This is a genomic window from Streptomyces sp. NPDC050528 (assembly GCF_044457795.1).
Taxonomy (GTDB): Bacteria; Actinomycetota; Actinomycetes; order Streptomycetales; family Streptomycetaceae; genus Streptomyces.
Map to the genome: position 1 here is coordinate 41,492 of NZ_JBITHH010000008.1, position 22,983 is coordinate 64,474.

Annotated in this window: 18 protein-coding genes, 1 pseudogene and 1 riboswitch; of the genes and pseudogenes, 8 read left to right on the plus strand and 11 right to left on the minus strand. The window is 71.2% G+C overall.

The annotated features are described in order from the left end of the window. Positions 1-9: 9 nt before the first annotated feature. The 5 genes from ACIBK4_RS26875 to ACIBK4_RS26895 all read right to left on the minus strand — a co-directional run bounded on the left by ACIBK4_RS26875 (position 10) and on the right by ACIBK4_RS26895 (position 8,429). Positions 10-588: a histidine phosphatase family protein gene (locus tag ACIBK4_RS26875; RefSeq protein WP_398998359.1), complete on the minus strand. Its 579-nt coding sequence runs from the start codon at positions 586-588 to the stop codon at positions 10-12. 91 nt (positions 589-679) lie between these two features. Next, positions 680-2,998, minus strand: coding sequence for a 5-methyltetrahydropteroyltriglutamate--homocysteine S-methyltransferase (metE, locus tag ACIBK4_RS26880; RefSeq protein WP_398998361.1), 2,319 nt, complete (start codon positions 2,996-2,998; stop codon positions 680-682). A gap of 145 nt (positions 2,999-3,143) precedes the next feature. Then, positions 3,144-3,369: riboswitch (cobalamin riboswitch) on the minus strand. 73 nt (positions 3,370-3,442) lie between these two features. After that, a complete protein-coding gene (gene meaB, locus ACIBK4_RS26885) occupies positions 3,443-4,435 on the minus strand; it encodes a methylmalonyl Co-A mutase-associated GTPase MeaB (RefSeq protein ID WP_398998364.1) in 993 nt (330 codons plus the stop codon). Next, positions 4,432-6,624: a methylmalonyl-CoA mutase gene (gene scpA, locus ACIBK4_RS26890; protein ID WP_398998366.1), complete on the minus strand. Its 2,193-nt coding sequence runs from the start codon at positions 6,622-6,624 to the stop codon at positions 4,432-4,434. The genes meaB and scpA overlap by 4 nt, the downstream gene beginning before the upstream one ends. Further along, positions 6,624-8,429: a methylmalonyl-CoA mutase family protein gene (locus ACIBK4_RS26895; protein WP_398998368.1), complete on the minus strand. Its 1,806-nt coding sequence runs from the start codon at positions 8,427-8,429 to the stop codon at positions 6,624-6,626. The genes scpA and ACIBK4_RS26895 overlap by 1 nt, the downstream gene beginning before the upstream one ends. Positions 8,430-8,637: 208 nt before the next feature. Between ACIBK4_RS26895 and ACIBK4_RS26900 the strand changes: the two are divergent. Next, positions 8,638-8,895 (plus strand): annotated as a pseudogene (locus ACIBK4_RS26900) (amino acid permease); the annotation flags it as partial. A gap of 159 nt (positions 8,896-9,054) precedes the next feature. On the opposite strand, the gene lysA reads toward ACIBK4_RS26900, so the two are convergent. From lysA to ACIBK4_RS26915, 3 genes are all read right to left on the minus strand, one after another. Continuing rightward, the gene (gene lysA / locus ACIBK4_RS26905; protein WP_398998370.1) at positions 9,055-10,392 is read right to left on the minus strand and encodes a diaminopimelate decarboxylase; all 1,338 of its coding nucleotides are present in this window, start codon (positions 10,390-10,392) and stop codon (positions 9,055-9,057) included. Between the two features lie 12 nt (positions 10,393-10,404). Beyond that, positions 10,405-10,857 carry an SAV_915 family protein gene (locus tag ACIBK4_RS26910; protein WP_398998372.1) on the minus strand — a complete coding sequence of 151 codons (453 nt, stop codon included), beginning with the start codon at positions 10,855-10,857 and terminating at the stop codon, positions 10,405-10,407. 182 nt (positions 10,858-11,039) lie between these two features. Further along, positions 11,040-11,573, minus strand: a complete 534-nt coding sequence (locus ACIBK4_RS26915) for a universal stress protein (protein WP_398998374.1) — start codon at positions 11,571-11,573, stop codon at positions 11,040-11,042. Between the two features lie 346 nt (positions 11,574-11,919). Between ACIBK4_RS26915 and ACIBK4_RS26920 the strand changes: the two genes are divergently transcribed. Next, the gene (locus tag ACIBK4_RS26920) at positions 11,920-13,527 is read left to right on the plus strand and encodes a purple acid phosphatase family protein (protein WP_398998376.1); all 1,608 of its coding nucleotides are present in this window, start codon (positions 11,920-11,922) and stop codon (positions 13,525-13,527) included. A 3-nt stretch (positions 13,528-13,530) separates the two neighbouring features. On the opposite strand, the gene ACIBK4_RS26925 is transcribed toward ACIBK4_RS26920, so the two are convergent. Further along, positions 13,531-15,132, minus strand: coding sequence for a PucR family transcriptional regulator (locus tag ACIBK4_RS26925; RefSeq protein ID WP_398998378.1), 1,602 nt, complete (start codon positions 15,130-15,132; stop codon positions 13,531-13,533). Positions 15,133-15,349: 217 nt separating this feature from the next. Here ACIBK4_RS26925 and ACIBK4_RS26930 point away from each other — a divergent pair, with 217 nt between their 5' ends. Continuing rightward, positions 15,350-16,798, plus strand: coding sequence for a sodium:solute symporter (locus ACIBK4_RS26930; RefSeq protein WP_398998380.1), 1,449 nt, complete (start codon positions 15,350-15,352; stop codon positions 16,796-16,798). 61 nt (positions 16,799-16,859) lie between these two features. Next, positions 16,860-17,624, plus strand: coding sequence for a class II aldolase/adducin family protein (locus tag ACIBK4_RS26935; protein WP_398998382.1), 765 nt, complete (start codon positions 16,860-16,862; stop codon positions 17,622-17,624). Positions 17,625-17,645: 21 nt separating this feature from the next. Here the strand turns inward: ACIBK4_RS26935 and ACIBK4_RS26940 are convergent, their stop codons facing one another. Further along, entirely contained in the window at positions 17,646-18,188 is a 543-nt protein-coding gene (locus ACIBK4_RS26940; protein WP_398998384.1) for a hypothetical protein, read from the minus strand. Positions 18,189-18,414: 226 nt separating this feature from the next. Here ACIBK4_RS26940 and ACIBK4_RS26945 point away from each other — a divergent pair, with 226 nt between their 5' ends. The 4 genes from ACIBK4_RS26945 (at position 18,415) to ACIBK4_RS26960 (ending at position 22,083) form a co-directional block, all read left to right on the plus strand. Further along, positions 18,415-18,921, plus strand: a complete 507-nt coding sequence (locus ACIBK4_RS26945; RefSeq protein WP_398998386.1) for a SigE family RNA polymerase sigma factor — start codon at positions 18,415-18,417, stop codon at positions 18,919-18,921. 10 nt (positions 18,922-18,931) lie between these two features. Then, positions 18,932-19,477, plus strand: a complete 546-nt coding sequence (locus tag ACIBK4_RS26950) for a hypothetical protein (RefSeq protein WP_398998388.1) — start codon at positions 18,932-18,934, stop codon at positions 19,475-19,477. 120 nt (positions 19,478-19,597) lie between these two features. Further along, entirely contained in the window at positions 19,598-20,830 is a 1,233-nt protein-coding gene (locus ACIBK4_RS26955) for a glycosyltransferase (protein WP_398999196.1), read from the plus strand. Continuing rightward, the gene (locus tag ACIBK4_RS26960; protein WP_398998390.1) at positions 20,827-22,083 is read left to right on the plus strand and encodes a hypothetical protein; all 1,257 of its coding nucleotides are present in this window, start codon (positions 20,827-20,829) and stop codon (positions 22,081-22,083) included. The genes ACIBK4_RS26955 and ACIBK4_RS26960 overlap by 4 nt, the downstream gene beginning before the upstream one ends. Positions 22,084-22,095: 12 nt before the next feature. Here the strand turns inward: ACIBK4_RS26960 and ACIBK4_RS26965 are convergent, their stop codons facing one another. Then, positions 22,096-22,857, minus strand: a complete 762-nt coding sequence (locus ACIBK4_RS26965; RefSeq protein ID WP_398998392.1) for an SDR family NAD(P)-dependent oxidoreductase — start codon at positions 22,855-22,857, stop codon at positions 22,096-22,098. Positions 22,858-22,983: the final 126 nt, after the last annotated feature.

Below are 22,983 nucleotides of genomic sequence, written 5' to 3' on the forward strand. Positions count from 1 at the left end.
GGTATCGCGCTAGCGCACGTCGGTCCCCAGATCCCGTCCGAGCCGTAGATTCCAGCGCCCGGAGTGTCCGCTGAGGTCGGTCGCGGTCAGGGGGCGTACGTCGAGCCGCCAGAAGGCGGGCCCGGGGGCGTCGAGAATCGTGACTGCCAGCGCTCGGACGAATTCCTGCTCGACCACCGCGAGGGTCCTGCCCTCGAACCCGGCCGCCGCGTCCAGCCAGCGGGCCGCCCGCTCGCAGAGTGCCCGCACGGACTCGCCGCCGTGGGGCGCCGCGTCCGGGTCCGTCATCCAGGCCGTGAACCCGTCCGGCTCCCGTGTCATCACGTCGTCGAGCGTCAGGCCCCGCCAACTCCCCATGTCCAGACCCGCCAACTCGGGCTCCGGCACGGCCGTCAGGCCCAACGCGGACGCCGTCTCCAGACAGCGGGTGGTCGGGGAGACCAGCACCCGGTCGGCCGTCCGGAGCGAACCGACCGCTGCCTCGGCGCGGGCCCTGCCGCTCGGGTCGAGCGGGCTACCGTCGTCGAACCGGGTCTCCCGCAGGGACCGGTTCATCGCCGGTGAGATCAGGGTGATGCGGCTGGTCACTTCGGCGCTCCAGTTCTGCGGGCTGTGCGGATCATCGTCTCAGGGCGGGGCGGCCGTGAGGGTGTCCTCCCGGCCGCCCCACTCCGTCGGATCAGGAACCGGCCAGCTCCTCGCGGACCGTGCGGGCCGCGGCGACCAGGTTCTCCAGGGACGCACGGGTCTCCGGCCAGCCGCGTGTCTTCAGACCGCAGTCCGGGTTGACCCACAGCCGCTCCGCCGGGATGGCCTCAAGTCCGTTGCGCAGCAAGGCCGCTGCCTCGGCCGTGCTCGGTACGCGTGGGGAGTGGATGTCGTAGACACCCGGTCCCGCCTCACGCGGATAACCGTGCTCGGCCAGCTCGCGCGCGACCTGCATGTGCGAGCGGGCCGCCTCCAGGCTGATGACGTCCGCGTCCAGGTCGTCGATGGCCTGCACGATGTCACCGAACTCGGCGTAGCACATGTGCGTGTGGACCTGCGTCTCCGGCCGGACCCCGGCGGTGGTCAGCCGGAACGCCTCGGTGGCCCAGGCGAGATACGCCTCCCGGTCCGCCGCGCGCAGCGGGAGGGTCTCGCGCAGGGCGGGTTCGTCGACCTGGATGACCGAAGTCCCGGCTGCCTCAAGGTCGTTGACCTCGTCGCGCAGGGCCAGGGCGACCTGCCGGGCCGTCTCGCCGAGCGGCTGGTCGTCGCGGACGAAGGACCAGGCGAGCATGGTGACCGGTCCGGTGAGCATCCCCTTGACCGGGCGCGAGGTGAGCGACTGGGCGTACGTCGTCCAGCGCACCGTCATCGGTTCCGGGCGTGAGATGTCGCCGGCCAGGATCGGCGGGCGGACGTAACGGGTGCCGTAGGACTGGACCCAGCCGTGCTGTGTGGCGAGGTAGCCGGTGAGCTGCTCGGCGAAGTACTGGACCATGTCGTTGCGTTCGGGCTCGCCGTGCACGAGGACGTCCAGGCCGGTCTTCTCCTGGAACGAGACCACTTCCTGGATCTCGGCCCTGATCCGCTCCTCGTAACCGGCCGTGTCGATCCGCCGTGCCCTCAAGTCGGCCCGGGCCGTGCGGAGTTCGGCGGTCTGGGGGAAAGAGCCGATGGTGGTGGTCGGCAGCGGTGGCAGCCCGAGGTGCGCGCGCTGGGCCGTCGTCCGCTCCGGGTACGGGTGGGAGCGGCGGGCGTCGGTGTCCGTGACGGCGGCTGCCCGGGCGCGTACGGCGGGGTCGCTGGTGAGTGCGGAACCGGCGCGGGAGGCCAAGTCGGCGCGGCTGGCGGCGAGTTCGGCGGCGATCGTGTCGGTGCCCTGGGCCAGGCCCTTGGCGAGCGTGACGATCTCGGCCGTCTTCTGCCGCGCGAACGCCAGCCAGCGCAGGATCTGCGGCTCGATGTCCCGCTCGGCTGCGGCGTCCAGCGGAACGTGGAGCAGCGAGCAGGACGCGGCCACGTCGACCCGGTCGGCCAGTCCGAGCAACGTGCCCAGGGTGGCAAGGGACTTGGTGAGGTCGTTGACCCAGATGTTGCGGCCGTTGACCACGCCCGCGACCAGGCGCTTGCCGGGGAGTCCGCCTACGGAGGCGAGGTCGTCGAGGTTGGCGGCGGCGGACTCGGTGAAGTCCAGGGCGAGGCCCTCCACCGGTGCCTTCGCCAGTACCGGCAGGGCGTCGCCGAGGCGGTCGAAGTAGGAGGCGACCAGGAGCTTCGGGCGGTCCGTGAGGGCGCCGAGGTCGCGGTACGCGCGGGTGGTGGCGTTCAGTTCGGCCGGGGTGCGGTCCTGGACGAGGGCGGGTTCGTCGAGCTGTACCCACTCCGCGCCCGCCGCGCGGAGGTCGGCGAGGACCTCGGCGTAGACGGGGAGCAGCCGGTCCAGGAGGGTCAGCGGGTCGAAGTCCGCGGAGACGCCGGGGGCGGGCTTGGCGAGCAGGAGGTAGGTGATCGGGCCGACCAGCACCGGGCGGGCGGTGAGGCCGAGCGCGAGGGCCTCCTTCAACTCCGACACCTGCTTGGTGGAGCTGGCGGTGAAGACCGTGTCCGGGCTCAACTCGGGCACGAGGTAGTGGTAGTTGGTGTCGAACCACTTCGTCATCTCCAGCGGCGCCACGTCCTGGGTGCCGCGTGCCATCGCGAAGTAGCCGTCCAGTGCGTCGAGTTCTACGGCGGTGCGGTGGCGGGCGGGGATCGCGCCGACCATGACGGTGGTGTCCAGGACGTGGTCGTAGTACGAGAAGTCGCCGGTGGGTACCTCGTGGATGCCGGCGTCGGTCAGGTGCTGCCAGTTCGTGCGGCGCAGTTCGGTGGCGGTGGTGCGGAGGGCGTCTGCGTCTACGCGGCCCTTCCAATAGCCCTCGATGGCCTTCTTCAGTTCACGGCCCCTGCCCTGGCGGGGGTAGCCGTGGACGGTTGCCCGTGCTGCCGCGGCTGCGGACTTCGTTGTCACGGAACTCTCCTTCGCGAGATGTCTCCCTGAGGTCCCGGTGGGGGACGGGGGCGCGAAGGAACGTCAGATCGGGCGGTTGTCGTGACCGCCGATGTGTACGCCGACCCGCCCACGAGGTCACCGGGGTTCCGCGTACGGGATCTTCTTCCGTACGTGGGCAGTTGGCAGGTCTTCGGACTTGCGGGCACGGCCTCCGGTTGGACCGGAGGTCACCTACTGGCCGTCGCTTCCCAGGTCCTGTTGTGGGCCCAGTGCGTATGACGGCGGTCGTTCTCGCTTACCGCTGCGGGGCAGTCCCGGAGTTTCACCGGGTTCCCTCTTGCGACGCGTCCGTCTGGGTGACGGGGCGAACCAGCTGCGCCGCCAGCCTAAAGGGTTTGGGGTGGGTGCGTCGATTCTTGTCTGCGGGCCCGGTGGGGGCTGGTCGCGCAGTTCCCCGCGCCCCTAGGGAATGTCCGCTTGCCGGGTTTCGAAGGCTTGCAGGATGCGCTCAGCCGCCAGGGTTGCTGTCAACTCGCCCTCGCGTACCTGGCGTTCCAGGTCCGGAGCCAGTGCACGTACGGTCGGATCGGCGTTGAGGCGGCCCAGGAGTTCTTCGCGGACCATCGTCCACGTCCAGTCCACTTGCTGCTCGCTGCGCTTCGTCGCCAGGCGGCCCGTCGACTCCAGCAGTGAGCGGTGTTGTTCGAGGCGTTCCCAGACTGTGTCCAGGCCCGTGCCCTCACGCGCGCTGCAGCTCAGGACCGGCGGGGTCCAGGCCGCGTCGGCGGGGTGCATCAGCCTTAGTGCGCCTGCCAGTTCACGCGCCGCGCTCTTCGCGTCGCGCTCATGCGGCCCGTCCGCCTTGTTCACGGCGATGACGTCCGCCAACTCCAGGACGCCCTTCTTGATGCCCTGGAGTTGGTCGCCGGTGCGGGCCAGGGTCAAAAGGAGGAACGAGTCGACCATGTTGGCCACCGCCGTCTCCGACTGGCCTACGCCCACCGTCTCGACGAGGACGACGTCGTAGCCCGCCGCCTCCATCACCACGATGGACTCGCGGGTCGCCTTCGCGACGCCGCCCAGCGTGCCGGCGGTGGGGGAGGGGCGGACGAAGGCGGCCGGGTCGACGGCCAGGCGTTCCATGCGGGTCTTGTCGCCGAGGATCGAGCCGCCTGTGCGGCTGGAGGAGGGGTCTACGGCCAGGACCGCGACCCGGAAACCCTGCGACGTCAGCAGCGTGCCGAACGCGTCGATGAACGTCGACTTGCCCACGCCCGGTACGCCGCTGATGCCGATACGGCGGGCCTGGCCGCTGTGGGGGAGGAGTGCGGTCAGCAACTCCTGCGCCATGACCCGGTGTTGGGGCTTCGTCGACTCGACGAGGGTGATGGCGCGGGCAACCAGGGCGCGCTTGCCGTCGAGCACGCCCTTCACATAGGTGTCGAGCTCGATCACAGGGTGTGCCCGAGGTCGGCGGCCAGTCGTCGCACCAAGTCGTAGGCCGCGTCCGGGATCACCGTCCCGGGCGGGAACACGGCCGCCGCGCCCATCTCCAGGAGGGTGGGGACGTCCTGGGGCGGGATCACTCCGCCGACCACGATCATGATGTCCTCGCGGCCCTCCTCGGCGAGGGACTCCTTCAACGCCGGTACGAGGGTGAGGTGTCCGGCGGCCAGCGAGGAGACTCCGACGATGTGCACGTCCGCCTCCACGGCCTGGCGGGCCACCTCACCGGGGGTCTGGAACAGCGGGCCGACGTCCACGTCGAAGCCGAGGTCGGCGAAGGCGGTGGCGATCACCTTCTGGCCGCGGTCGTGGCCGTCCTGGCCCATCTTGGCGACCAGGATGCGGGGGCGGCGGCCCTCGGACTCCTCGAACTCGGAGACGAGGGTGCGGGTGCGTTCGACGGACGGGGAGTCGCCTGCTTCGGTGCGGTACACACCGGCGATCGTACGGATCTGGCTCGCGTGCCGCCCGTAGACCTTCTCCAGCGCGTCGGAGATCTCGCCGACCGTCGCCTTCGCGCGGGCCGCGTTCACCGCCAGCTCCAGGAGGTTGCCCTCACCGCCCGCCGCCCGGGTCAGGGCGTGCAACGCGTCCTGGGTGGCCTGTTCGTCGCGTTCCGCGCGCAACCGCCGTAGTTTCTCGATCTGTTGGGTGCGGACGGAGGAGTTGTCGACCTTGAGGACGTCGATCTGCTCGTCGGTCTCCACGCGGTACTTGTTGACGCCGATGACCGGCTGGCGGCCGGAGTCGATGCGGGCCTGGGTGCGGGCCGCGGCCTCCTCGATCCGGAGCTTCGGGATGCCCGCGTCGATGGCCTTGGCCATGCCGCCCGCCGCCTCGACCTCCTCGATGTGCTGCCAGGCGCGGCGGGCCAGGTCGTAGGTCAGCTTCTCCACGTACGCGCTGCCGCCCCAGGGGTCGATCACCCGGGTTGTGCCTGACTCCTGTTGGATCAACAACTGCGTGTTGCGGGCGATGCGTGCCGAGAAGTCGGTGGGCAGCGCGAGGGCCTCGTCCAGGGCGTTGGTGTGCAGCGACTGCGTGTGGCCCTGCGTGGCCGCCATGGCCTCCACGGCCGTACGCGTCACGTTGTTGAAGACGTCCTGTGCGGTCAGTGACCAGCCCGAGGTCTGTGAATGGGTGCGCAGGGAGAGGGACTTGGCGTTCTGCGGGTCGAACTGCTTGACCAGCTTGGCCCAGAGGAGGCGGGCCGCGCGCAGCTTCGCGATCTCCATGAAGAAGTTCATGCCGATCGCCCAGAAGAAGGACAGTCGGGGGGCGAACGCGTCCACGTCCATCCCCGCCTCGCGGCCCGCCCGGATGTACTCGACCCCGTCCGCGAGGGTGTACGCCAGCTCCAAGTCGGCTGTCGCGCCCGCCTCTTGGATGTGGTAGCCGGAGATGGAGATGGAGTTGTAGCGGGGCATCCGCTGCGAGGTGTACGCGAAGATGTCGGAGATGATCCGCATCGACGGCTTCGGCGGATAGATGTAGGTGTTGCGGACCATGAACTCTTTGAGGATGTCGTTCTGGATGGTCCCGGCCAACTTCTCGGGCGGTACGCCCTGTTCCTCCGCCGCAACGATGTAGAGCGCCAGCACCGGAAGTACCGCGCCGTTCATCGTCATCGACACGGTCATCTTGTCGAGCGGGATGCCGTCGAAGAGCTGGCGCATGTCGTAGATCGAGTCGATCGCCACGCCCGCCATGCCGACGTCACCGGTCACGCGCGGGTGGTCGCTGTCGTAACCCCGGTGCGTGGGCAGGTCGAAGGCGACGGAGAGGCCCTTCTGGCCGGCCGCGAGGTTGCGGCGGTAGAAGGCGTTGGACTCCTCGGCCGTGGAGAAACCCGCGTACTGACGGATCGTCCAGGGCTGGTTGACGTACATCGTCGGGTACGGGCCGCGCAGGTACGGCGCGATGCCCGGGTAGGTGGCGAGGAAGTCCAGGCCCTCCAAGTCGTGCCCCGTGTACAGGGGTTTGACCGCGATGCCCTCCGGGGTCTCCCACAGGAGGTCGTCGCCGTCGGCCGCCTTCTTGACGGCGTCACGCCACTCGTCGGTACCGGTACCGGCTTCGGGGGCCGGGGTGCCCAGCTCGATCCCGGAGAAGTCGGGGATGCGCCCCATCGCTGCCATCAGGACACTCCCATGCGGTCGAGGGTGGCGGAGAGGACGGCCACGGCGTCGCAGCCCGCGAAGACGTAGGCGTCGACACCGGAGTACTGCCCGGGACGGCCCGCGAGGAACACGTGCCCGGCACCCGCCGCCTTCAACTCCCCGGCGACGGTGGCCGCTTGCTCCTCGTACAGCGCGTCGCTGGAGCACAGGCAGGCCTCGGTGGCGCCGCTGTCCGCGAACGATCCCGTGGTGACGGGCTCGATGCCGCCCGCCTGGAACAGGTTCGACGCGAAGGACAGGCGGGCGGTGTGCGCGGCGGCCGGGCCGAGCGCCGCCAGGAAGATGCGCGGCCGGGAGCCGGTCGCCGCGAGGTGGGCGTCGGAGCGGGCGCGGAGTTCCTCGTAGGCCTCGTCGCGGCGCACGCGCGGCAGGCCGCCGGAGGGTTCCGCGGGAGCGGGTGCGCGCTCCGGGAGGCGCTCGGTGAGGTTCGGGAACTCGCTTACGCCGGTGATGGGTTCGCGGCGCTTGGCGAGCTTCGCGCTGCGGGTCGCCCAGGTCGCGGCGAGGTCGTCGCGGAGGCTGCCGGAGCGCAACGCGGCTGCCTGGCCGCCCTGTTGCTCGATGTGCTGGAAGAACTCCCAGCCCGCGTGGGCGAGTTCGTCCGTGAGGCGCTCCACGTACCAGGAGCCGCCCGCCGGGTCGATCACCCGGGACAGGTGCGACTCCTCGACCAGGATCGTCGAGGTGTTGCGGGCGATCCGGCGCGCGAACGCGTCCGGCAGGCCCAGCGCGTGGTCGAAGGGCAGCACGGTGACGGACTCGGCGCCGCCCACCCCGGCGGCCAGCGTCGCGACCGTCGTGCGCAGCATGTTCACCCACGGGTCACGGCGGGACATCATCACCGGCGAGGTCACCGCGTGCTGCATCTGCCCGCCCGGCGCCCCGCACACCTCGGTCACGCGTGCCCAGAGCCTGCGCGCGGCCCGCAGCTTGGCGATCGTGAGGAACTGGTCGGCAGTCGCCGCGTACCTGAACTCCAGCTGCCCCACGGCCTGTTCGACGCTCAGGCCCGCCTCGGTCAACTCACGCAGGTAGGCCACACCGGTCGCCAGCGAGGCGCCCAGCTCCTGTGCCGCCGAACCGCCGGCCTCGTGGTACGGCAGCGCGTCCACGGTCAGCGCGCGCAGCCCCGGGTATCCCTCGGCGCAGCGCCGGGCGAGTGCGGCGACCGGTGCGAAGGGGAAGCCCTCGTTGCCGGTGCGGGCCGCGAAGCCCAGCGGGTCGGCGCCGAGGGTGCCGCGGGCGGCTTCGGGCGCGACGCCCCGCTCCTCGTACAGCCGGAGCAACTCGCTTGCCGCGGGCTCGACTTCGCTGCCCGCGTCGAGGGCGACGGGCGCCAGGTCGAGAAAGACGCCGTCGAGGGTGGTGCCGAGTGACGCGACCGGAATGCCGCGCTCGCCCGTGACCAGCCACAGCGAGGTGACGCCGTTCTCCAGGTCGCCGAGGACCGCGGTGTTGTCGGCGGTCGTGTGCCGCTGCCGTACGTCCCAGCCGCCGACGGTGTTGCCCTCGGCGCGGCCACCCCGTACGAAGGGGGCGAAACCGGGGAGGCCGGGGTCGGGCGCGGAGTCGTCCGCGGTGTACAGGGGGCGGGCCCGAAGGCCGTCCTCCAGCGAGGTGGACAGGGCGTCTTCCGCTGCCGCGCCCGAGACTTCCTTGCCCGACTTGCGCAGTACGCCTTCCACCAGGCGTTGCCACTGCTCATGGGTCGCGTCAGGGAACTCGGCGGCCAGCGAGAGCCCGTCGTCAGGCAGGACCGTCATGCTCGGATGCTAGGGCAAATGCGCAGGTGAGCAGCAGAGGACGTGGCTGTGACCTTTGCCTCTCCGGGCGGTCTAGACCAGTCTGCGGCCCTGGTGGAGCGGGCTTCCGCCGGGGTGCGCGACCCGGGCGCGTCCTGCACGCCGGGTGCGCCGGGGGCCGGTCACACCGACCCCGGACAGCCCCCACCCCGGCACCGCGAGGACATCCATGGCGTTCGGTCTGGCCCGCCGCGAACTGCGGCCCCGAGTCCCCCTGCGGCCGGGGGAGGGCGACCGGAGCCACCTGACCAGTCTCGAAGGGCTCGCCGCGCTGTCCCTGGACGCGCTCAGCTCGGTGGCCTACGGGCCTGAGGCGATCGTCCTCGTCCTCGTCACCGCCGGTACGGGCGCGCTCAATGCCACCCTCCCGGTGACGCTCGTGATCGCCGGACTGCCGGCGGTGCTCGGCGTGTCGTACGGAGCCGTCAGATCGCCGTCCTGATCCCGGAGGCCGAACCCCGCCACCGCCGCTACCGGGTCCTGCAGAACCAGCGCGGGCTGCTCCTCGCGGCGGCGCTGCGAGCCCGTACGGATGTCGTCGTGTGCGTGGTGCCGTACCGGCTCGACCTGTGAGCGGCATCCGGACCTACAGCCCGATGTCCCTGCGGCTCATGTCGTCCAGGGACTCGCGGCGGACGAGCACGCGGGCGATCCCGTCGGCCACCGCGACGACCGGCGGGCGGCCGATGAGGTTGTAACCGGACGCCATGGACAGGTGGTAGGCGCCGGCCGCCGGTACGGCGAGGAGGTCGCCGGGGTGGACGTCGCCGGGCAGCGCCACCTCGTCCGCGAGGACGTCGCCCGCCTCGCAGTGCCGGCCCACGACGGTGACCAGGCGGGGCGGCGCGGTCGTGGGGCGGCCGATGAGCCGGGGTGCGTAGCGCACGCCGTAGAGCGCGGGCCTCGGGTTGTCGCTCATGCCGCCGTCGACCGCGACGAAGGTGCGGTCGCCGGTGCGCTTCACCGCCAGGACCCGGTAGACGGCGACTCCGGCGGGGCCGACGATCGCCCGGCCCGGTTCGAGGGTGAGCCGGGGTACAGGGAGTCCGGCGCGGGCGCAGCCGTCCTCCAGTTCGGCGCGGATCCGGCCCGCGAGGACGGGGATGTCGAGCTGTTCCTCGCCGGGACGGTAGGCGATCGCGTGGCCGCCGCCGATGTCCAACTGCGGGAGCGTGACGCCGTGTTGGTCGCGGATGCGGGCCAACAGCCCCACCATGCGCCGAATTGCGGCGACGTACGGCTTCGTGGTGGCGATCTGGGAGCCGATGTGGCAGTGCAGGCCCACGAGTTCGAGGTGCGGCTGGTCCAGGATGCGGGTCACCGCGTGCTGCGCGGAGCCGTCGGTGATCGACAGACCGAACTTCTGGTCGTCGGTGCCGGTGCGCACCTTGACGTGGGCGCCGGCCGCGACGCCGGGCACCACCCGGACCATCACCTGCTGCCGGGTGCCGGCCGGGGTGATCGCGGCCAGCCGGGCGATCTCCGAGGTGCTGTCCACGACGATCCGGCCGACCCCGAGGCGCAGCGCGGTGCGCAGGTCCTCCGGACTCTTGGCGTTGCCGTGCAGCACGATCCGCTCCGGCGGGAAACCGGTCGTGACGGCGAGCGCGAGTTCACCGGCCGAGCAGACGTCGAGACCGAGCCCCTCCTCCCGCACCCAGTGGGCCATCGCCCGGCACAGGAACGCCTTGGCCGCGTAGACGACATCGGCCTCCGGGAACGCGGTCCGGTACGTACGGCAGCGCTCGCGGATCTCCCGCTCGTCGAGGACGTAGACGGGGGTCCCGAACCGGTCGGCGGCCTCGGCGAGCGAGACACCGCCGATGGAGAGGTCGCCGGTGGGGGAGGGACGGGTGGAGCCGGGCCAGACGGACAGGTCGTGGGTGTCGGCGACCGGGACAACGGGGGCGTCCAGGATGGACATGGATGTGTCTCCTCAGCCGATCAGCAGGTTCAGGCAGGCGACGACGGCGGCGGCGCCGGTCACCCGGAGGGCACCGACGTGCTGGGGATGCCAGCGGCGCCAGGAGTTCTCGCGCTCCCGCTCGGCAGCGGCCGTACGGTCGGCCGCCGGGGCGGAGAACTGCGGGTCGACGGTGAGGGCGGTCACGCCGAGCGGTGCGGCGAGGGCGCGCAGCGCGGGTTCGGAGAGCCGGATGCTCGCCTGCTCGGCGCCCAGGGTGGCGGCGAGCCGCTCAGCCGAGGTGAAGCCGACGGCCGTACGGCCGCCCAGCGGGGTGCGGAAGAACCGGGCCGTGCAGCCCGCGGGACCCGACCGGACCGGGACGTACAGAAGTCCGGCCGGGAACCGTTCGGCGGGCTCGGAGTCCTCGGCGTCCTTGAGGCCCTCGGCGTGGTCGGTCTGCTCGGCCTGGTCGACTGGAGACATCGTGCGGCTCCTTGCGGAAGGTGAGGTGCGGGGCCCGGCCGGTCCGACCGGGCGCTCTTCGAAGCTATGCCCGCCGGGCGGGGGTACGGGTGCCTCGCTGACGGATGCTTGACGGGGAGCGGTGCACCTATAACGCCCTGCTGACGGGGGGTGCGATGCCCGGTCGGAGCCGTCCCCGTTTCTCAGCCCCCGCCCTCCGTCAACTCCCGTGCGTCGACCGCCAGCCGCAGCGAGATACGGCGGTGCAGCGCGGCCAGCTCGCCCTCCAGGGGTGACGGCGGCACCGTCAGGACCGGGCAGGTGGTGTGGGCGACGCAGTAGCGGGTGACCGACGGGAACAAGCCGCGGAACGGGCCGCGCGGACCCGCGCCGATGACCAGGAGATCGTCGGGACGGTCGGCGGTCTCCACCAGCGCGCGGCCCGCCGAACCCCGGACGACCAGACCCTGGAACGGGACCCCGGGACCCGTGTCGCCGAACGCCGAGTCGAGCACGGCGAGAAGACGGTCGGCGGCGTCGCGCCGGAGTCCGGACACCGGAGGCGCCAACATCGAGCGCCCGTGGGCGAGTTCACCGCCGGGCGGCTCCCACGCGAGCACGGCCAGCAGTTCGGCGTCGGTACGACGGGCCTCCCGCACCGCCCGGTGCAGCGCCGCCAGGCTGCCCGGCGAACCGCTCACTCCGACCACGGCACGGGCCCGTCCGTCACTGCTCATCGTCGCTCACTCCTCGGCGTACACAGACGTCTGCGTGTCCCATCGAAGGGCCGAAGAGAGCGGAGGTATCGCCGTGTTGGCGCGCGTCTGACGCCGGAACGCCGATTCTTGACGCGCCCGTGACGCGGTGCCGGCGGTGGCCGGAAATGGTGCCTCGCCCCGCGACCGGCCGCCCGCCCGTGTCAACGAAGGGGCGGTCCCTGGCAAAGCGCGGGGCAAGAATCCGTCCCGGCGCCGACGCCCCGTGCCGCGATGACCGTCTGGCAACGCACTGTTCACTCGGGGGCCGCCGGGAAGCGCCAATGTGCGGACGTTGTCAGCTCAACTGCTCGCCAGGGAGGGCACCATGACCACACAGACCGAGACACCGGACGAGCCGACGCAGTCGTCCGAGGGGTTCAGCCGGCGCCACGCGCTGGGACTCCTCGGCACGGCCGGCGCCGGCGCCGCCGTCACCCCCTTGCTGGGAGCAGGCACGGCGCAGGCCGCACCGCTCGCCGCCCCGGCCCTTCACCTCACCGCGGACTCCTCCGGCGCGACTCCGGTCCAGGGCCTGCACCTCACCTTCGGCGCGGACCCGCGCACCCAGATGAACGTCTCCTGGATCACCGACAAACCGGTGAACAGACCCGTCGTGCGCTACGGCACGCTGGAGCACGGCTTCGGCTCCAGCGCCAAGGCCCGCACGGTCACCTACGTCGACGGCACCTCCAGCCGCACCGTCTACGTCCACCACGCCGCGCTGAACAAGCTCACCCCGGACACCGACTACCTCTACCTCGCCACCCACGACGGGGCGACCCCCGACAGCGGCACGTTCCGCACCGCACCGCGCGGACGCAAGCCGCTCACCTTCACCAGCTTCGGCGACCAGTCCGCCCCGCAGGTCACCTGGGCCGCCAACGGCACGGTCGGGCTCGACGCGAACTCCACCCCCGCGACGAAGGACATCGTCACCGGCATCGAGCAGGTCGCCCCGCTCTTCCACCTCCTCAACGGCGACCTCTGCTACGCCAACCTGGACGTCGACCGGGTGCGCACCTGGAACAACTTCTTCACCAACAACACCCGTTCGGCCCGCTTCCGCCCCTGGATGCCGGCGGCCGGCAACCACGAGATCGAGAAGGCCAACGGCCCGATCGGACTCGGCGCCTACCAGACCTACTTCGCGCTCCCCTCCACCGAGACCGACGCCGAACTCGCGGGCCTGTACTACGCGTTCACGGCCGGCTCGGTCCGGGTCATCGTGCTCCAGAACGACGACAACTGCCTCCAGGACGGCGGCGACGTCTACATCAACGGCTACTCCGGCGGACGCCAACTCGCCTTCCTGGAAAAGGAGTTGAAGGCCGCCCGGGCCTCGCGCGACACCGACTGGATCGTCGTCGCCATGCACCAGGTCATGGTCAGCTCCACCGACGCCAACGGCGCCGACCTCGGCCTGCGCCAGAAGTACGGCCCCCTCTTCGACCGCTACGGCGTCGACCTGGTCCTCTGCGGCCACGAGCACAACTACGAGCGCTCGCTGGCCGTTCGCGGCGTCGTCAGCGGAACCGAGACGCTGACCCCCAACCCGGTCTCCACGGCCACCGACACCATCGACACCGGCCTCGGCACCGTGCACATGATCCTCGGCGGCGGCGGAGTCTCGGGCACCACGAACCAGAGCTTCTTCAAGGACGGCACCGGCAAGGTCATCACGTCCGTCTCGGCGACCCCCGGCTCCAACGGCAAGCGCACCTCCACGTACACGAAGGAGGAGGCGGTCTGGATCGGCGTCCGGGACACCGAACACCCCTACGGCTTCGCCGCGTTCACCGTCGACCCCGGCTCGCACCCCGGTGACACCACCCGGATGCACGTGACCTACTACAACGTGAACAAGCCGAACGGCGACCTGTCGGTGTTCGAGAACTTCACGCTCCACCGCAAGCGCTCCGACGGCTACCGCTAGGTCCTAACCGGGGCGGTCCTGGTTCGGATCCTCGTCCGGCAACCAGTCCAGGGCGAACCAGAGTTCCATCCGCACGCCGGGGTCCTGCAGGTCCACATCGAGCAGTTCGGCGATCCGTGCCAGACGGTGCCGAACCGTGTTCCGGTGGACGTGCAGGGCCGCCGCCGTGCGGTCCCAACTGCCGTGCAGGGCAAGCCACGTTCGCAGGGTGTCGAGGAGGACGGGAGCACCCGGAGAAGCGGCTCCGTCCAGCGGGGCGAACCGGGTGCGGGCCAACTCCCTTGCGTCGGCGGACGGGACGATCCCGTGGACCGTGAGCGGGTCCCTGGTGTCGACGACGGCGGGCACCTGCGCCGCGATCGCGCGTTGCAGGGCCCGCCCGGCCCGCACATCGGCGTGTGCCAGATCCGAGGCGGGCGCGGGTGTGCTGAACCCGAGGACCCAGCCCAAGTCGGCTGCCTGCTCCGGCACTTCGGGGCGAGCGTCCGCCGCACCCGGCACCAGCGCCTTCAGCTCGGAGCCCTCGACGTACAGATAGGGCGTGCCCAACGCCGTGCCCAGCGTGGCGAGTTGGGCCGGATCGTCGCCCTGGGCGGAGCGCGGGGACGAGTGCCGACCGTGGACCACGATCCAGTGCCCCGCCTCCGAAGCCCCCGCAGGTGTCAGATCTCCCGCGACCTCCGCCGGTGCCGCCCCCAGCATCAGCCGTACCAACGCCCCCGCGCTGTGCGTATCGGTGCCCAACGCGTGCCGGGGACTGGTGAGCAGAGCCAGCAACACCGCCGCCGTGCTGGTGACTTGGCGGTGGACCAGGGTCGGAGCGGCGGTGGCGGCCTGGCCGAGGGCGAGTGCCGTGGCGGTGCCGTCCGCTCCGGGCAGGGTGTGCACGGTCAGATGGGTGTCGCCCTCGTGATCGGCCGCCGCGGTCGGAACTGACCGTCCGGCGGCGCCGGTTCGGACCCGGGCGATCGTGCGCACGGCGAGCTCGCGCACCCGCCCCGGTGTCGGCGGCGCGGGCCGGGGACCGGCGCTGAACAGTTCATGGCCCCGGGCGTCGTGCAGAACCGCCCACGCGCCGGTGTGCCCGCTGAGCTGGGTGAGCACCGCCCGCAGCGCGTCCGGGCGGGCGGCGGCCGCGGCCAGCGCCGACTGGGCCCGGGAGATCTCGCGCAGCTCACGGTTGCGGACCTCGGCGATCGCCGCGTAGGTGGCCTGCCCGACCGCCACGAACGGGGTCGCCGGCGGCAGCCGTAGCAGAGGAAGCCCGTGGCGGTCGCAGGCGGCGATGAGTTCGGGCGGCACCTCGTCGTGCACGGGGACGACACCGAAGCCGAGCGCGGTCACCCCGGCGCCGACGACTCCCCGTACATACGTGTCGATGCCCGCCGCGTCGCTCGGGAGGCGGACGCCGGCGGTGAGCAGCAGTTCGCCGCCCACCAGGTACGGCGACGGGTCCTCGATCTCCGTGGTGCCGACCGTGCTGACCCGGTGGTCACCGGCGGCCGGGCCCGCGATCTGGCGCAGGGCCAACGCAGGGTCGGCGAGCAGCACGCTCAGCGGCACGGAGGGCTGGTCGGACTCGGTGGACTCGGCAGACTCGGTCATGAGGGGGCACATCCTCCCGGCCCGGGTAGCGGGCGCGACGGCCGGATTCATCCAATGGTCGCCTCCATATTGGACCATTCCGCCACTGCGACGCCGGCGCGTGCGCCGATATCGTCATGCCACTCGCAGGGCACTGTCCCGGCCCGGCCCGCACCCGGTCGCCGACTCTCTCCGATCTCTCCGACCTCTCCGCTCATTCCGCTTCCGGAGGACTCCGATGACCGTCGACTACTTCGTCATGGCCGCATACCTGCTGGGCATCATCGGCGTGGGCTGGTGGGGCAGGAAACGCGCCGCGTCCAAGAGCGACTTCCTGGTCGCCGGCCGGCGCCTCGGCCCGCTCATGTACACGGGCACGATGGCCGCCGTCGTACTCGGCGGCGCCTCCACCATCGGCGGCGTACGCCTGGGCTACACCTACGGCATCTCCGGCGCCGCCATGGTCTTCGCGATCGGCCTCGGACTGCTGGCCCTGTCGGTCTTCTTCTCGGCCCGCATCGCCCGCCTCAAGGTCTACACCGTCGCCGAGATGCTCTCCCTGCGCTACGGCGACACCGCCGCCGTGATCTCCGGCGTGGTGATGTGGATCTACACGCTGATGCTGGTGGTGACGTCCACGATCGCGTACGCCAGTGTCTTCGACGTCCTCTTCGACGTGCCGCGCTGGGTCGCGATCGTCATCGGCGGCACGATCGTCGTCGGCTACTCGGCGCTCGGCGGCATGTGGTCCATCACGCTCACCGACATGGTGCAGTTCGTGGTCAAGAGCCTCGGTGTGCTGGTCCTGCTGCTGCCCATCGCCGTGGTCCGGGCGGGCGGCTTCTCCGAGATGGCGGACAAGCTCCCGGACGGCTACTTCTCCCCGACCTCCATCGGCGGCCAGACCATCGTCACCTTCGTGCTGATCTATACCTTCGGCATGCTCATCGGACAGGACATCTGGCAGCGCGTGTTCACCGCCCGCTCCGACAAGGTCGCCTCCTGGGGCGGCACGGTCGCCGGCGTCTACTGCCTGGTCTACGCCCTCGCAGGCGCCGTCATCGGCATGGCCACCAAGTCCCTCTACCCCCAACTCGCCAGCGCCGACGACGCGTTCGCGACGATCGTCCGGCACGCCCTGCCCACCGGCATCCGGGGCCTGGTCCTGGCCGCCGCGCTCTCCGCGATGATGTCCACCGCGAGCGGCGCGCTGATCGCCTCGGCGACCGTCGCCAACAACGACATCTGGGCGCGCCTGCGCCGCCGCACAAGCTCACAGGACGGCGACGAGATCGGCTCGAACCGGCTCGCGATCGTCGTCCTCGGCGTCGCGGCCATGGGCATCGCCTGCGCCCTCGGCGATGTCATCGAGGCCCTCACCGTCGCCTACAACCTGCTCGTCGGCGGCCTGTTGGTGCCCATCCTCGGCGGCCTCGTCTGGAAGCGCGGCAACCTCCCCGGCGCCATGGCCTCGATGATCGCGGGCGGCACCACGGTCATCGTCCTCATGACGACCGACGGCCTCCTCGCCAACGAGCCCATCTACTACGGCCTGTTGGCCGGCCTCGTCGCCTACGTCGCCGTCAGCCTCCTCACCAAGCCGACGGAGGAAGCCGTCGTCCAGGCCTGGCACCGCCGCCTGGCAGGCGAACAGGCCGTCGCCGCACCGGAGTTGAGCGCGGTCTGACCCGCTGTTCCGGCAACGCCCACCCGCACCCGCACGTGCCGTATCCCATCGAAAGGTCCCCATGTACGCCACCACTGTCCCCTCGGAAGAACTCCGGCTGCGCCGCGAACTCGCCGCGGTCTACCGGCTCGTGGCGCACTTCCGGATGACCGACCTGATCTTCACGCACATCTCGGTCCGCCTCCCGGGCCCCGAACACCACTTCCTGATCAACCCGTACGGCCTTCTCTTCGAGGAGGTCACCGCGTCGAACCTCGTCAAGATCGACCTGTCCGGCCACGCCGTCGAAGACTCCCAACACCCCGTCAACCCGGCCGGGTTCGTCATCCACAGCGCCGTCCACGCCGCCCGCCCCGACGCCCAGTGCGTCCTGCACACCCACACCAGGGCGGGCTGCGCGGTCGCCGCCCAGGAACACGGCCTGCTCCCGCTCAACCAGATCTCCATGGAGTTCTACGGCAGGCTCGGCTACCACGACTACGAGGGCGTCGCCCTCAACCTCGCCGAACAGCGGCGCCTGGTCGCCGACTTGGGGAGCCACCCCGCGATGATCCTGCGCAACCACGGCCTGCTCACCGTAGGCGAGACCCCCGCGCAGGCGTTTCTGCGCATGTACTACCTGGACAAGGCCTGCGAGATCCAGACCGCGGCCACGGCGGCAGGCGCTCCGCTGGTCGTCCCCGACCCCGACGTCTGCGAACTGGCAGCCCGTCAACTCGCCGGTGAGGACGACAGTTCGGACCTTCAGGACGACAAGGCGTACGAGTTCGCGTGGTCGGCGCTGCTGCGGCTCGTGGAGCGGATCGCCCCCGACCACAAGGACTGAGGTCACCAGCGGGACTGAGGGTCAGCCCGTCGCGGTGGTCTTCTGTCCGGACGGGGCGACGGCGTACCACGCGCCGTCCTTGCCCTGGCCGTTGGCCTGTCCGGCCGCCGTGTCGCCGACGTACCGGTACAACGGCCAGCCGGCGAGCGTGAGTTGCGGTTGGCCGTCGCGGTGGACCGTGCCGAGGAGGCTCTTCTCGACTCCCGAGGTCTGCACGGATTCCGGCACGATCACCGGTATCCACGTCTTCACGCACGCTCCGGAGCAGGTCCACTTGGACGGGTTCGGCTCGTCCTTGTCGTAGCGGTAGAGGGTCATTCCGTTCGTGTCGGTGACCACCGTGCCCACGCCGTCGACCGTCTTGGCCGTCACGGTGTACGCCGTGGTCGTGGCGCCGGCGGCCGGTGTCGAGGCGGCCGTCGCCGGGGCCGTGGGAGCCGACGCGGCCGGGGCCACCGTGGCCGTGCCGCCGGAACCGGCGCTGTTCGAGGAACCGCACGCCCCCAGCAGCAGCGTGGAGGCGAGGCCTGCGACGAGGCTCAGGACAATGCGTCGCGGGATCAAGGAAGTGCCCTTCGTCGGGGATCGTGCGTACTGCCTGCTCGCTCTCCCCATACGTCCGCCGGCCCCGCCCCTCTCAGCCGGGAACGCACATGACGCACTCTTGACCACCGCACCCCGAACGGGATGTAACCCGGATCACAGCTCCCAAGTGCAGCGCGGTACGGGGTCAACGGCCTTTCTCTCTGTGTAAGGGGCTTGCCCGAAACGGGGACGGTGGACGGTACGGATGGAACAGAGTCGGGCCGAGGGGTTCGACGGGTTCGTGGCAGCCCGCTGGTCGGCGTTGTTCCATCTGGCCTGTCTGCTCGTGGGAGGCGATCGGCACCGCGCCGAGGACCTGCTCCAGGAGGCCATGGTCAAGCTCTGGTTCGCCTGGCCGCGGATCGGCGAGGAGGCACCCGAGCCGTACGTGCGCAAGATCCTGGCGCGGGCGGCGGCCCGTTCGGCGCGGCGGCGCTGGTGGGGTGAGCGTCCGGTCGAGCAGCTGCCCGACCTCGCGGCCCTCGACGACGTGTCCGCCGCCGTGGCGGAGCGCTCCCGGCTGGAGGCGGCGCTGGCCCAACTGCCGCCCGCGCAACGGGCCGCCGTGGTCCTGCGCTACTACCAGGACCTGCCCGACCGGCAGGTCGCCGAAGTGCTGGGGTGTCCGGTCGGCACCGCCCGGTCCCATGCGTCGCGGGGCGTGGCGCGGCTGCGCCGGATCCTCGGCGATGTCATCGAGTCGGTGGGATGAGGGGGAGTTGATGGACCACTTCGACCAGTTCGAGCGGGAGCTCGCGCGGATGATGCGCGACTCCCAGAAGGTGACCCCCTTCGAAGCCAGGCACCAGGCCCGTCTCCGGTCCGGCGTGCGGGCCCGGCGCCGGGTCCGCGTGGCACAGAGGGCGGTCGGTTCCGCCCTCGCGGTCGCCGGAATCGGCCTCGCCTTCTTCCTGCTGCCCCACGACCAGGTGGACAACAGGCCGCAGGCCCCCCTGCCCCGACCCGCCCTGAGCCCGACCCTCCCGGGCCCCACCCCGACCCTGACACCGGACACGACCCCGAGCGGGACCACCAGCCCCACACCCACCCGCACCACCGAGGCACCCACCCCGTCCATGACCCCGACCGGGAGTTCGACGGCCTCGTCCTCGGACCCGCCCTCGACCGACACGCCCCCGCCGCCGTCGAGCACGGGGACGGCCAACTCGTCCACGGTGCACGGCACTTCGACGAGTTCGACGAGTTCGACCACGACACCCCCGGCGACGGAGACCTCCGCGTCCGCGGGCGCGACAGGCATCGAATAGCCCGTCCGGCCGACCACCCCCACCCGTAAGCCCTGACCGCAGCACTGCCGACAGGCGATACCGGCATGCCCTGCGCCAGCGACCATACCTGGACGGAACGTGACAAAGCTGATGAGTCGGATGGGCCAACTACCGCTCCGCACACCGGTGTCGGCACACCACCGAGAGCCGGTCCTCGACGTGGTCGTCCCCGTGTTCAACGAGGAGAAGGACCTCGAACCGAGCGTACGGCGGCTGCACGCACACCTGCTGGAGACGTTCCCGTACCCGTTCCGCATCACGGTCGCGGACAACGCGAGCACGGACGGAACCCCGCGCATCGCGGCCCGACTGGCCGCCGAACTGCCCGAGTTGGCGTGGCTCCGGCTCGTCGAGAAGGGCCGGGGCCGGGCCCTGCGCACGGCCTGGTCCGCGTCACGGGCACCCGTCCTCGCCTACGTCGACGTCGACCTCTCGACCGACCTGGCGGCGCTCCTCCCGCTGGTCGCCCCGCTGATCTCCGGCCACTCCGACATCGCGATCGGCACCCGTCTGGCCCGCGGTTCCCAGGTGGTGCGCGGCCCCAAGCGCGAGGCCATCTCCCGTTGCTACAACGCCCTGTTGAGGTCCACCCTCGCCGTCGGCTTCTCCGACGCGCAGTGCGGTTTCAAGGCGGTACGGCGTGATGTCGCCGAGCGGCTGCTGCCCCTGGTGAAGGACTCGGGGTGGTTCTTCGACACCGAACTGCTGGTGATCGCCGAACGGGCCGGACTGCGCATCCACGAAGTGCCGGTCGACTGGGTGGACGACCCCGACAGCCGGGTCGACATCCTCTCCACGGCACTGGCCGACCTGCGCGGAATCGCCCGCATGGGACGGGAGTTGGCGCGCGGCACGCTCCCGACGGCAGGTCTGCGCCGGGCCGCCACCGACGGCTCGCGCCCGGCCGGACTGGCCGCCCAACTCCTGCGCTTCGCCGCCGTGGGCGCGGTCAGCTCCGTCGGATACGTCCTGCTGTACGTCGCGTTGCGCCCGGCGGCGGGCGGCCAGGCCGCCAACGCGCTGGCGTTGCTGCTCTGCGCCCTCGCCAACACGGCCGCGAACCGCCGCCTGACGTTCGGACTGCGCGGCCGTACCGGCGCCCTCCGCCACCAGGCCCAGGGCCTCCTGGTCTTCACGCTGGGCCTCGCCCTCACCAGCGGCTCCCTCGCGCTCCTGCACCGCACGACCCCAACACCCGCACGCACCACGGAGGTCGGGGTCCTGGTGGCCGCCAACCTGGCGGCAACTCTCGTACGGTTCCTGCTCTTCCGGGCCTGGGTGTTCCCGGCAGGGCGTCGCGGCGAGGCGGAGGCGGAGGCGACGGCGACATGAGCGACACGACGACGATGACCCCGCCGGTCGCACAGCCAACAACTGACCTGTCCCGCAGGGATGTTGGTGATTTCCTGCGCCGCGCGGTCCGCCACTACGGCCCGGTGCTCGCGCTGTACGGCGTACTGAAGCTCATCGGTTTCTCCGTGTTCATGTACCTGCTGGACTCCGACGGCGGCTTCCGGACGAGGAACCCGCGCTTCGGCGGCGGCGCCCACGTCTGGGACGTACTCGCCACCTGGGACGGCTGGTGGTACCAGCAGATCGCCGCGCACGGCTACCACCCCGCGCTCGTCCACGTCCCCGGCGCCACCGGACTGATCACCCTCGAAGGCAACTCGGCGGCCTTCTTCCCGCTCTACCCCGCGACGATGCGACTGGTCTCCGCCTGTACGGGCCTGGGCCTGTACGGCTCCGGGATGCTGGTCTCGGTCGTCGCGTCGTTCGCCGCCGCGCTCGGCATCTACGCCGTCACCGCCCGGTTCGGCGGGCGGCGGGCGGGACTGGCCGCCGCCGGGCTGTGGGCGGTCTGGCCCGGCTCCGGCATGGAGTGGTCGGTGTACTCGGAGTCCCTCTACATCGCCCTCGCGGTCTGGGCCTGCCACGCCGTCATGACCGACCGCTGGCTCACCGCGGGCGTCCTCACCTTCGCCGCAGGACTCAACCGCCCCACGGCCGTCGCCCTCATCGCCGCCCTGATCGTCGCCGCGCTCCAGACACTCCACCGCCGCCAGGAGAACCTCGCGGGCCCATGGACCGCGATGGCGATCGCGCCGCTCGGCCTGACCGGCTACCTCCTCTGGGTCGGCAACCGCATGGGCAACCTGGCCGGCTACTTCGCGCTCCAGAAGGGCGCCTGGGGACACACCTTCGACTACGGCAAGCAGACCGCCGACGTCTTCAGCTCCATGGCCGTCGGCCGCTTCGACTACCTGTTCGCGTCCCCCTTCGAGGACACCATCGCCGCGCTCACCGTCCTGCTGGCCGCACTCCTGATCCCCCTCCTGATCCGCTTGCGCCCACCGGTCGTCCTCACCGTCTACACCCTGCTCACCCTCGCCCTGGTCCTGGGCAGCCAGCAGATCTTCGGCAACGTCTCCCGCTATCTCCTCCCGTGCTTTCCCCTCTTCATCCCGCTGGCCGTCAAGCTCCGCACCCTCCAACTGCCCGTGCTGTGCCTGCTGCTGGGGATGACGGCCATCGCGTCGGGGTCGTACGCCGGGTATGTGCTGTTCGAGGCGGGGGTGCCGTAGGCGTGGTGAGTGTCAGTTGGCGATGACCGCGGCGGTGGTGCGGCCGCCGTCGACGTCGAGCACGATGCCGTGCACGAACGAGGAGTCGTCGCCGGCCAGGTACACGGCGGCGTTCGCGATCTCCTCGGGGGTGCCCATCCGGCCCGCGGGGGTGCCCTTCATCATGACCTCGGCAGGGTGGGTTTCCCCCGGTGCCAAGGCCAGCACCACGCCCGGGGAGATCGCGTTCACGCGCACGCCCTGCGGCCCGAACTCCGCCGCCCAGGCCCGGGTCAGTGTCTCAACGGCGCCCTTGGTGGAGCTGTAGAGGGCGCTGGGAATGCCCAGGCGGGCGATCCAGGAACCGAGGTTGACGATCACCCCGCCGCCGGCCTCCACCATGGCGGGGGCGACGGCCGCGGTCAGGAAGAACGGGGCCTTCACGTTCACGGCGTAGACCTGGTCGAAGGTCTTCTCGTCGGTGGACGCCGTGGCGGTCTGGGGGAAGATGCCGGCGTTGTTGACCAGGATGTCGATCCGGCCGCCGAGGACCCGTGTCGCCTCCTCGGCCAGTGTCCGCGAGGCCGCGGCGCTGCCGTCCAGGTCGGCCTGCACGAAGTCGGCACGGCCGCCGCGTGCGCGGATCCCGTCGACGACCTCCCGGCCGCGCTCGGCACTCCGGCCGGAGACGGCGACGTAGGCCCCCTCGCGGGCGAAGGCCTCCGCGATCGCCCGGCCGATGTTGCTGGTCGACCCGGTGACCAGGGCGGTCCTGCCCTCAAGGCGCATCGACATGTTCCACTCCGTTGCTTGGTTGTTTGGTTGCTTGGTGTTCCGCCGGGGCCCGGGTGTCACCGTAGGGCGGAAAGATTGGACTTTCAAGTCCAGATTGTGTCCGGCCGGGTGGGATGATGGGTGCAT

Excerpts from the sequence above, each read along its gene's own strand:
- lysA (WP_398998370.1), bottom strand. The coding sequence starts at position 10,392 with ATGTCCATCCTGGACGCCCCCGTTGTCCCGGTCGCCGACACCCACGAC.
- ACIBK4_RS26930 (WP_398998380.1), top strand. The coding sequence starts at position 15,350 with ATGACCGTCGACTACTTCGTCATGGCCGCATACCTGCTGGGCATCATC.
- ACIBK4_RS26935 (WP_398998382.1), top strand. The coding sequence starts at position 16,860 with ATGTACGCCACCACTGTCCCCTCGGAAGAACTCCGGCTGCGCCGCGAA.
- ACIBK4_RS26910 (WP_398998372.1), bottom strand. The coding sequence starts at position 10,857 with ATGTCTCCAGTCGACCAGGCCGAGCAGACCGACCACGCCGAGGGCCTC.
- ACIBK4_RS26955 (WP_398999196.1), top strand. The coding sequence starts at position 19,598 with ATGGGCCAACTACCGCTCCGCACACCGGTGTCGGCACACCACCGAGAG.
- ACIBK4_RS26960 (WP_398998390.1), top strand. The coding sequence starts at position 20,827 with ATGAGCGACACGACGACGATGACCCCGCCGGTCGCACAGCCAACAACT.
- ACIBK4_RS26950 (WP_398998388.1), top strand. The coding sequence starts at position 18,932 with ATGGACCACTTCGACCAGTTCGAGCGGGAGCTCGCGCGGATGATGCGC.
- ACIBK4_RS26920 (WP_398998376.1), top strand. The coding sequence starts at position 11,920 with ATGACCACACAGACCGAGACACCGGACGAGCCGACGCAGTCGTCCGAG.
- ACIBK4_RS26945 (WP_398998386.1), top strand. The coding sequence starts at position 18,415 with ATGGAACAGAGTCGGGCCGAGGGGTTCGACGGGTTCGTGGCAGCCCGC.
- scpA (WP_398998366.1), bottom strand. The coding sequence starts at position 6,624 with ATGGCAGCGATGGGGCGCATCCCCGACTTCTCCGGGATCGAGCTGGGC.
- ACIBK4_RS26965 (WP_398998392.1), bottom strand. The coding sequence starts at position 22,857 with ATGTCGATGCGCCTTGAGGGCAGGACCGCCCTGGTCACCGGGTCGACC.
- ACIBK4_RS26925 (WP_398998378.1), bottom strand. The coding sequence starts at position 15,132 with ATGACCGAGTCTGCCGAGTCCACCGAGTCCGACCAGCCCTCCGTGCCG.
- ACIBK4_RS26895 (WP_398998368.1), bottom strand. The coding sequence starts at position 8,429 with ATGACGGTCCTGCCTGACGACGGGCTCTCGCTGGCCGCCGAGTTCCCT.
- ACIBK4_RS26915 (WP_398998374.1), bottom strand. The coding sequence starts at position 11,573 with ATGAGCAGTGACGGACGGGCCCGTGCCGTGGTCGGAGTGAGCGGTTCG.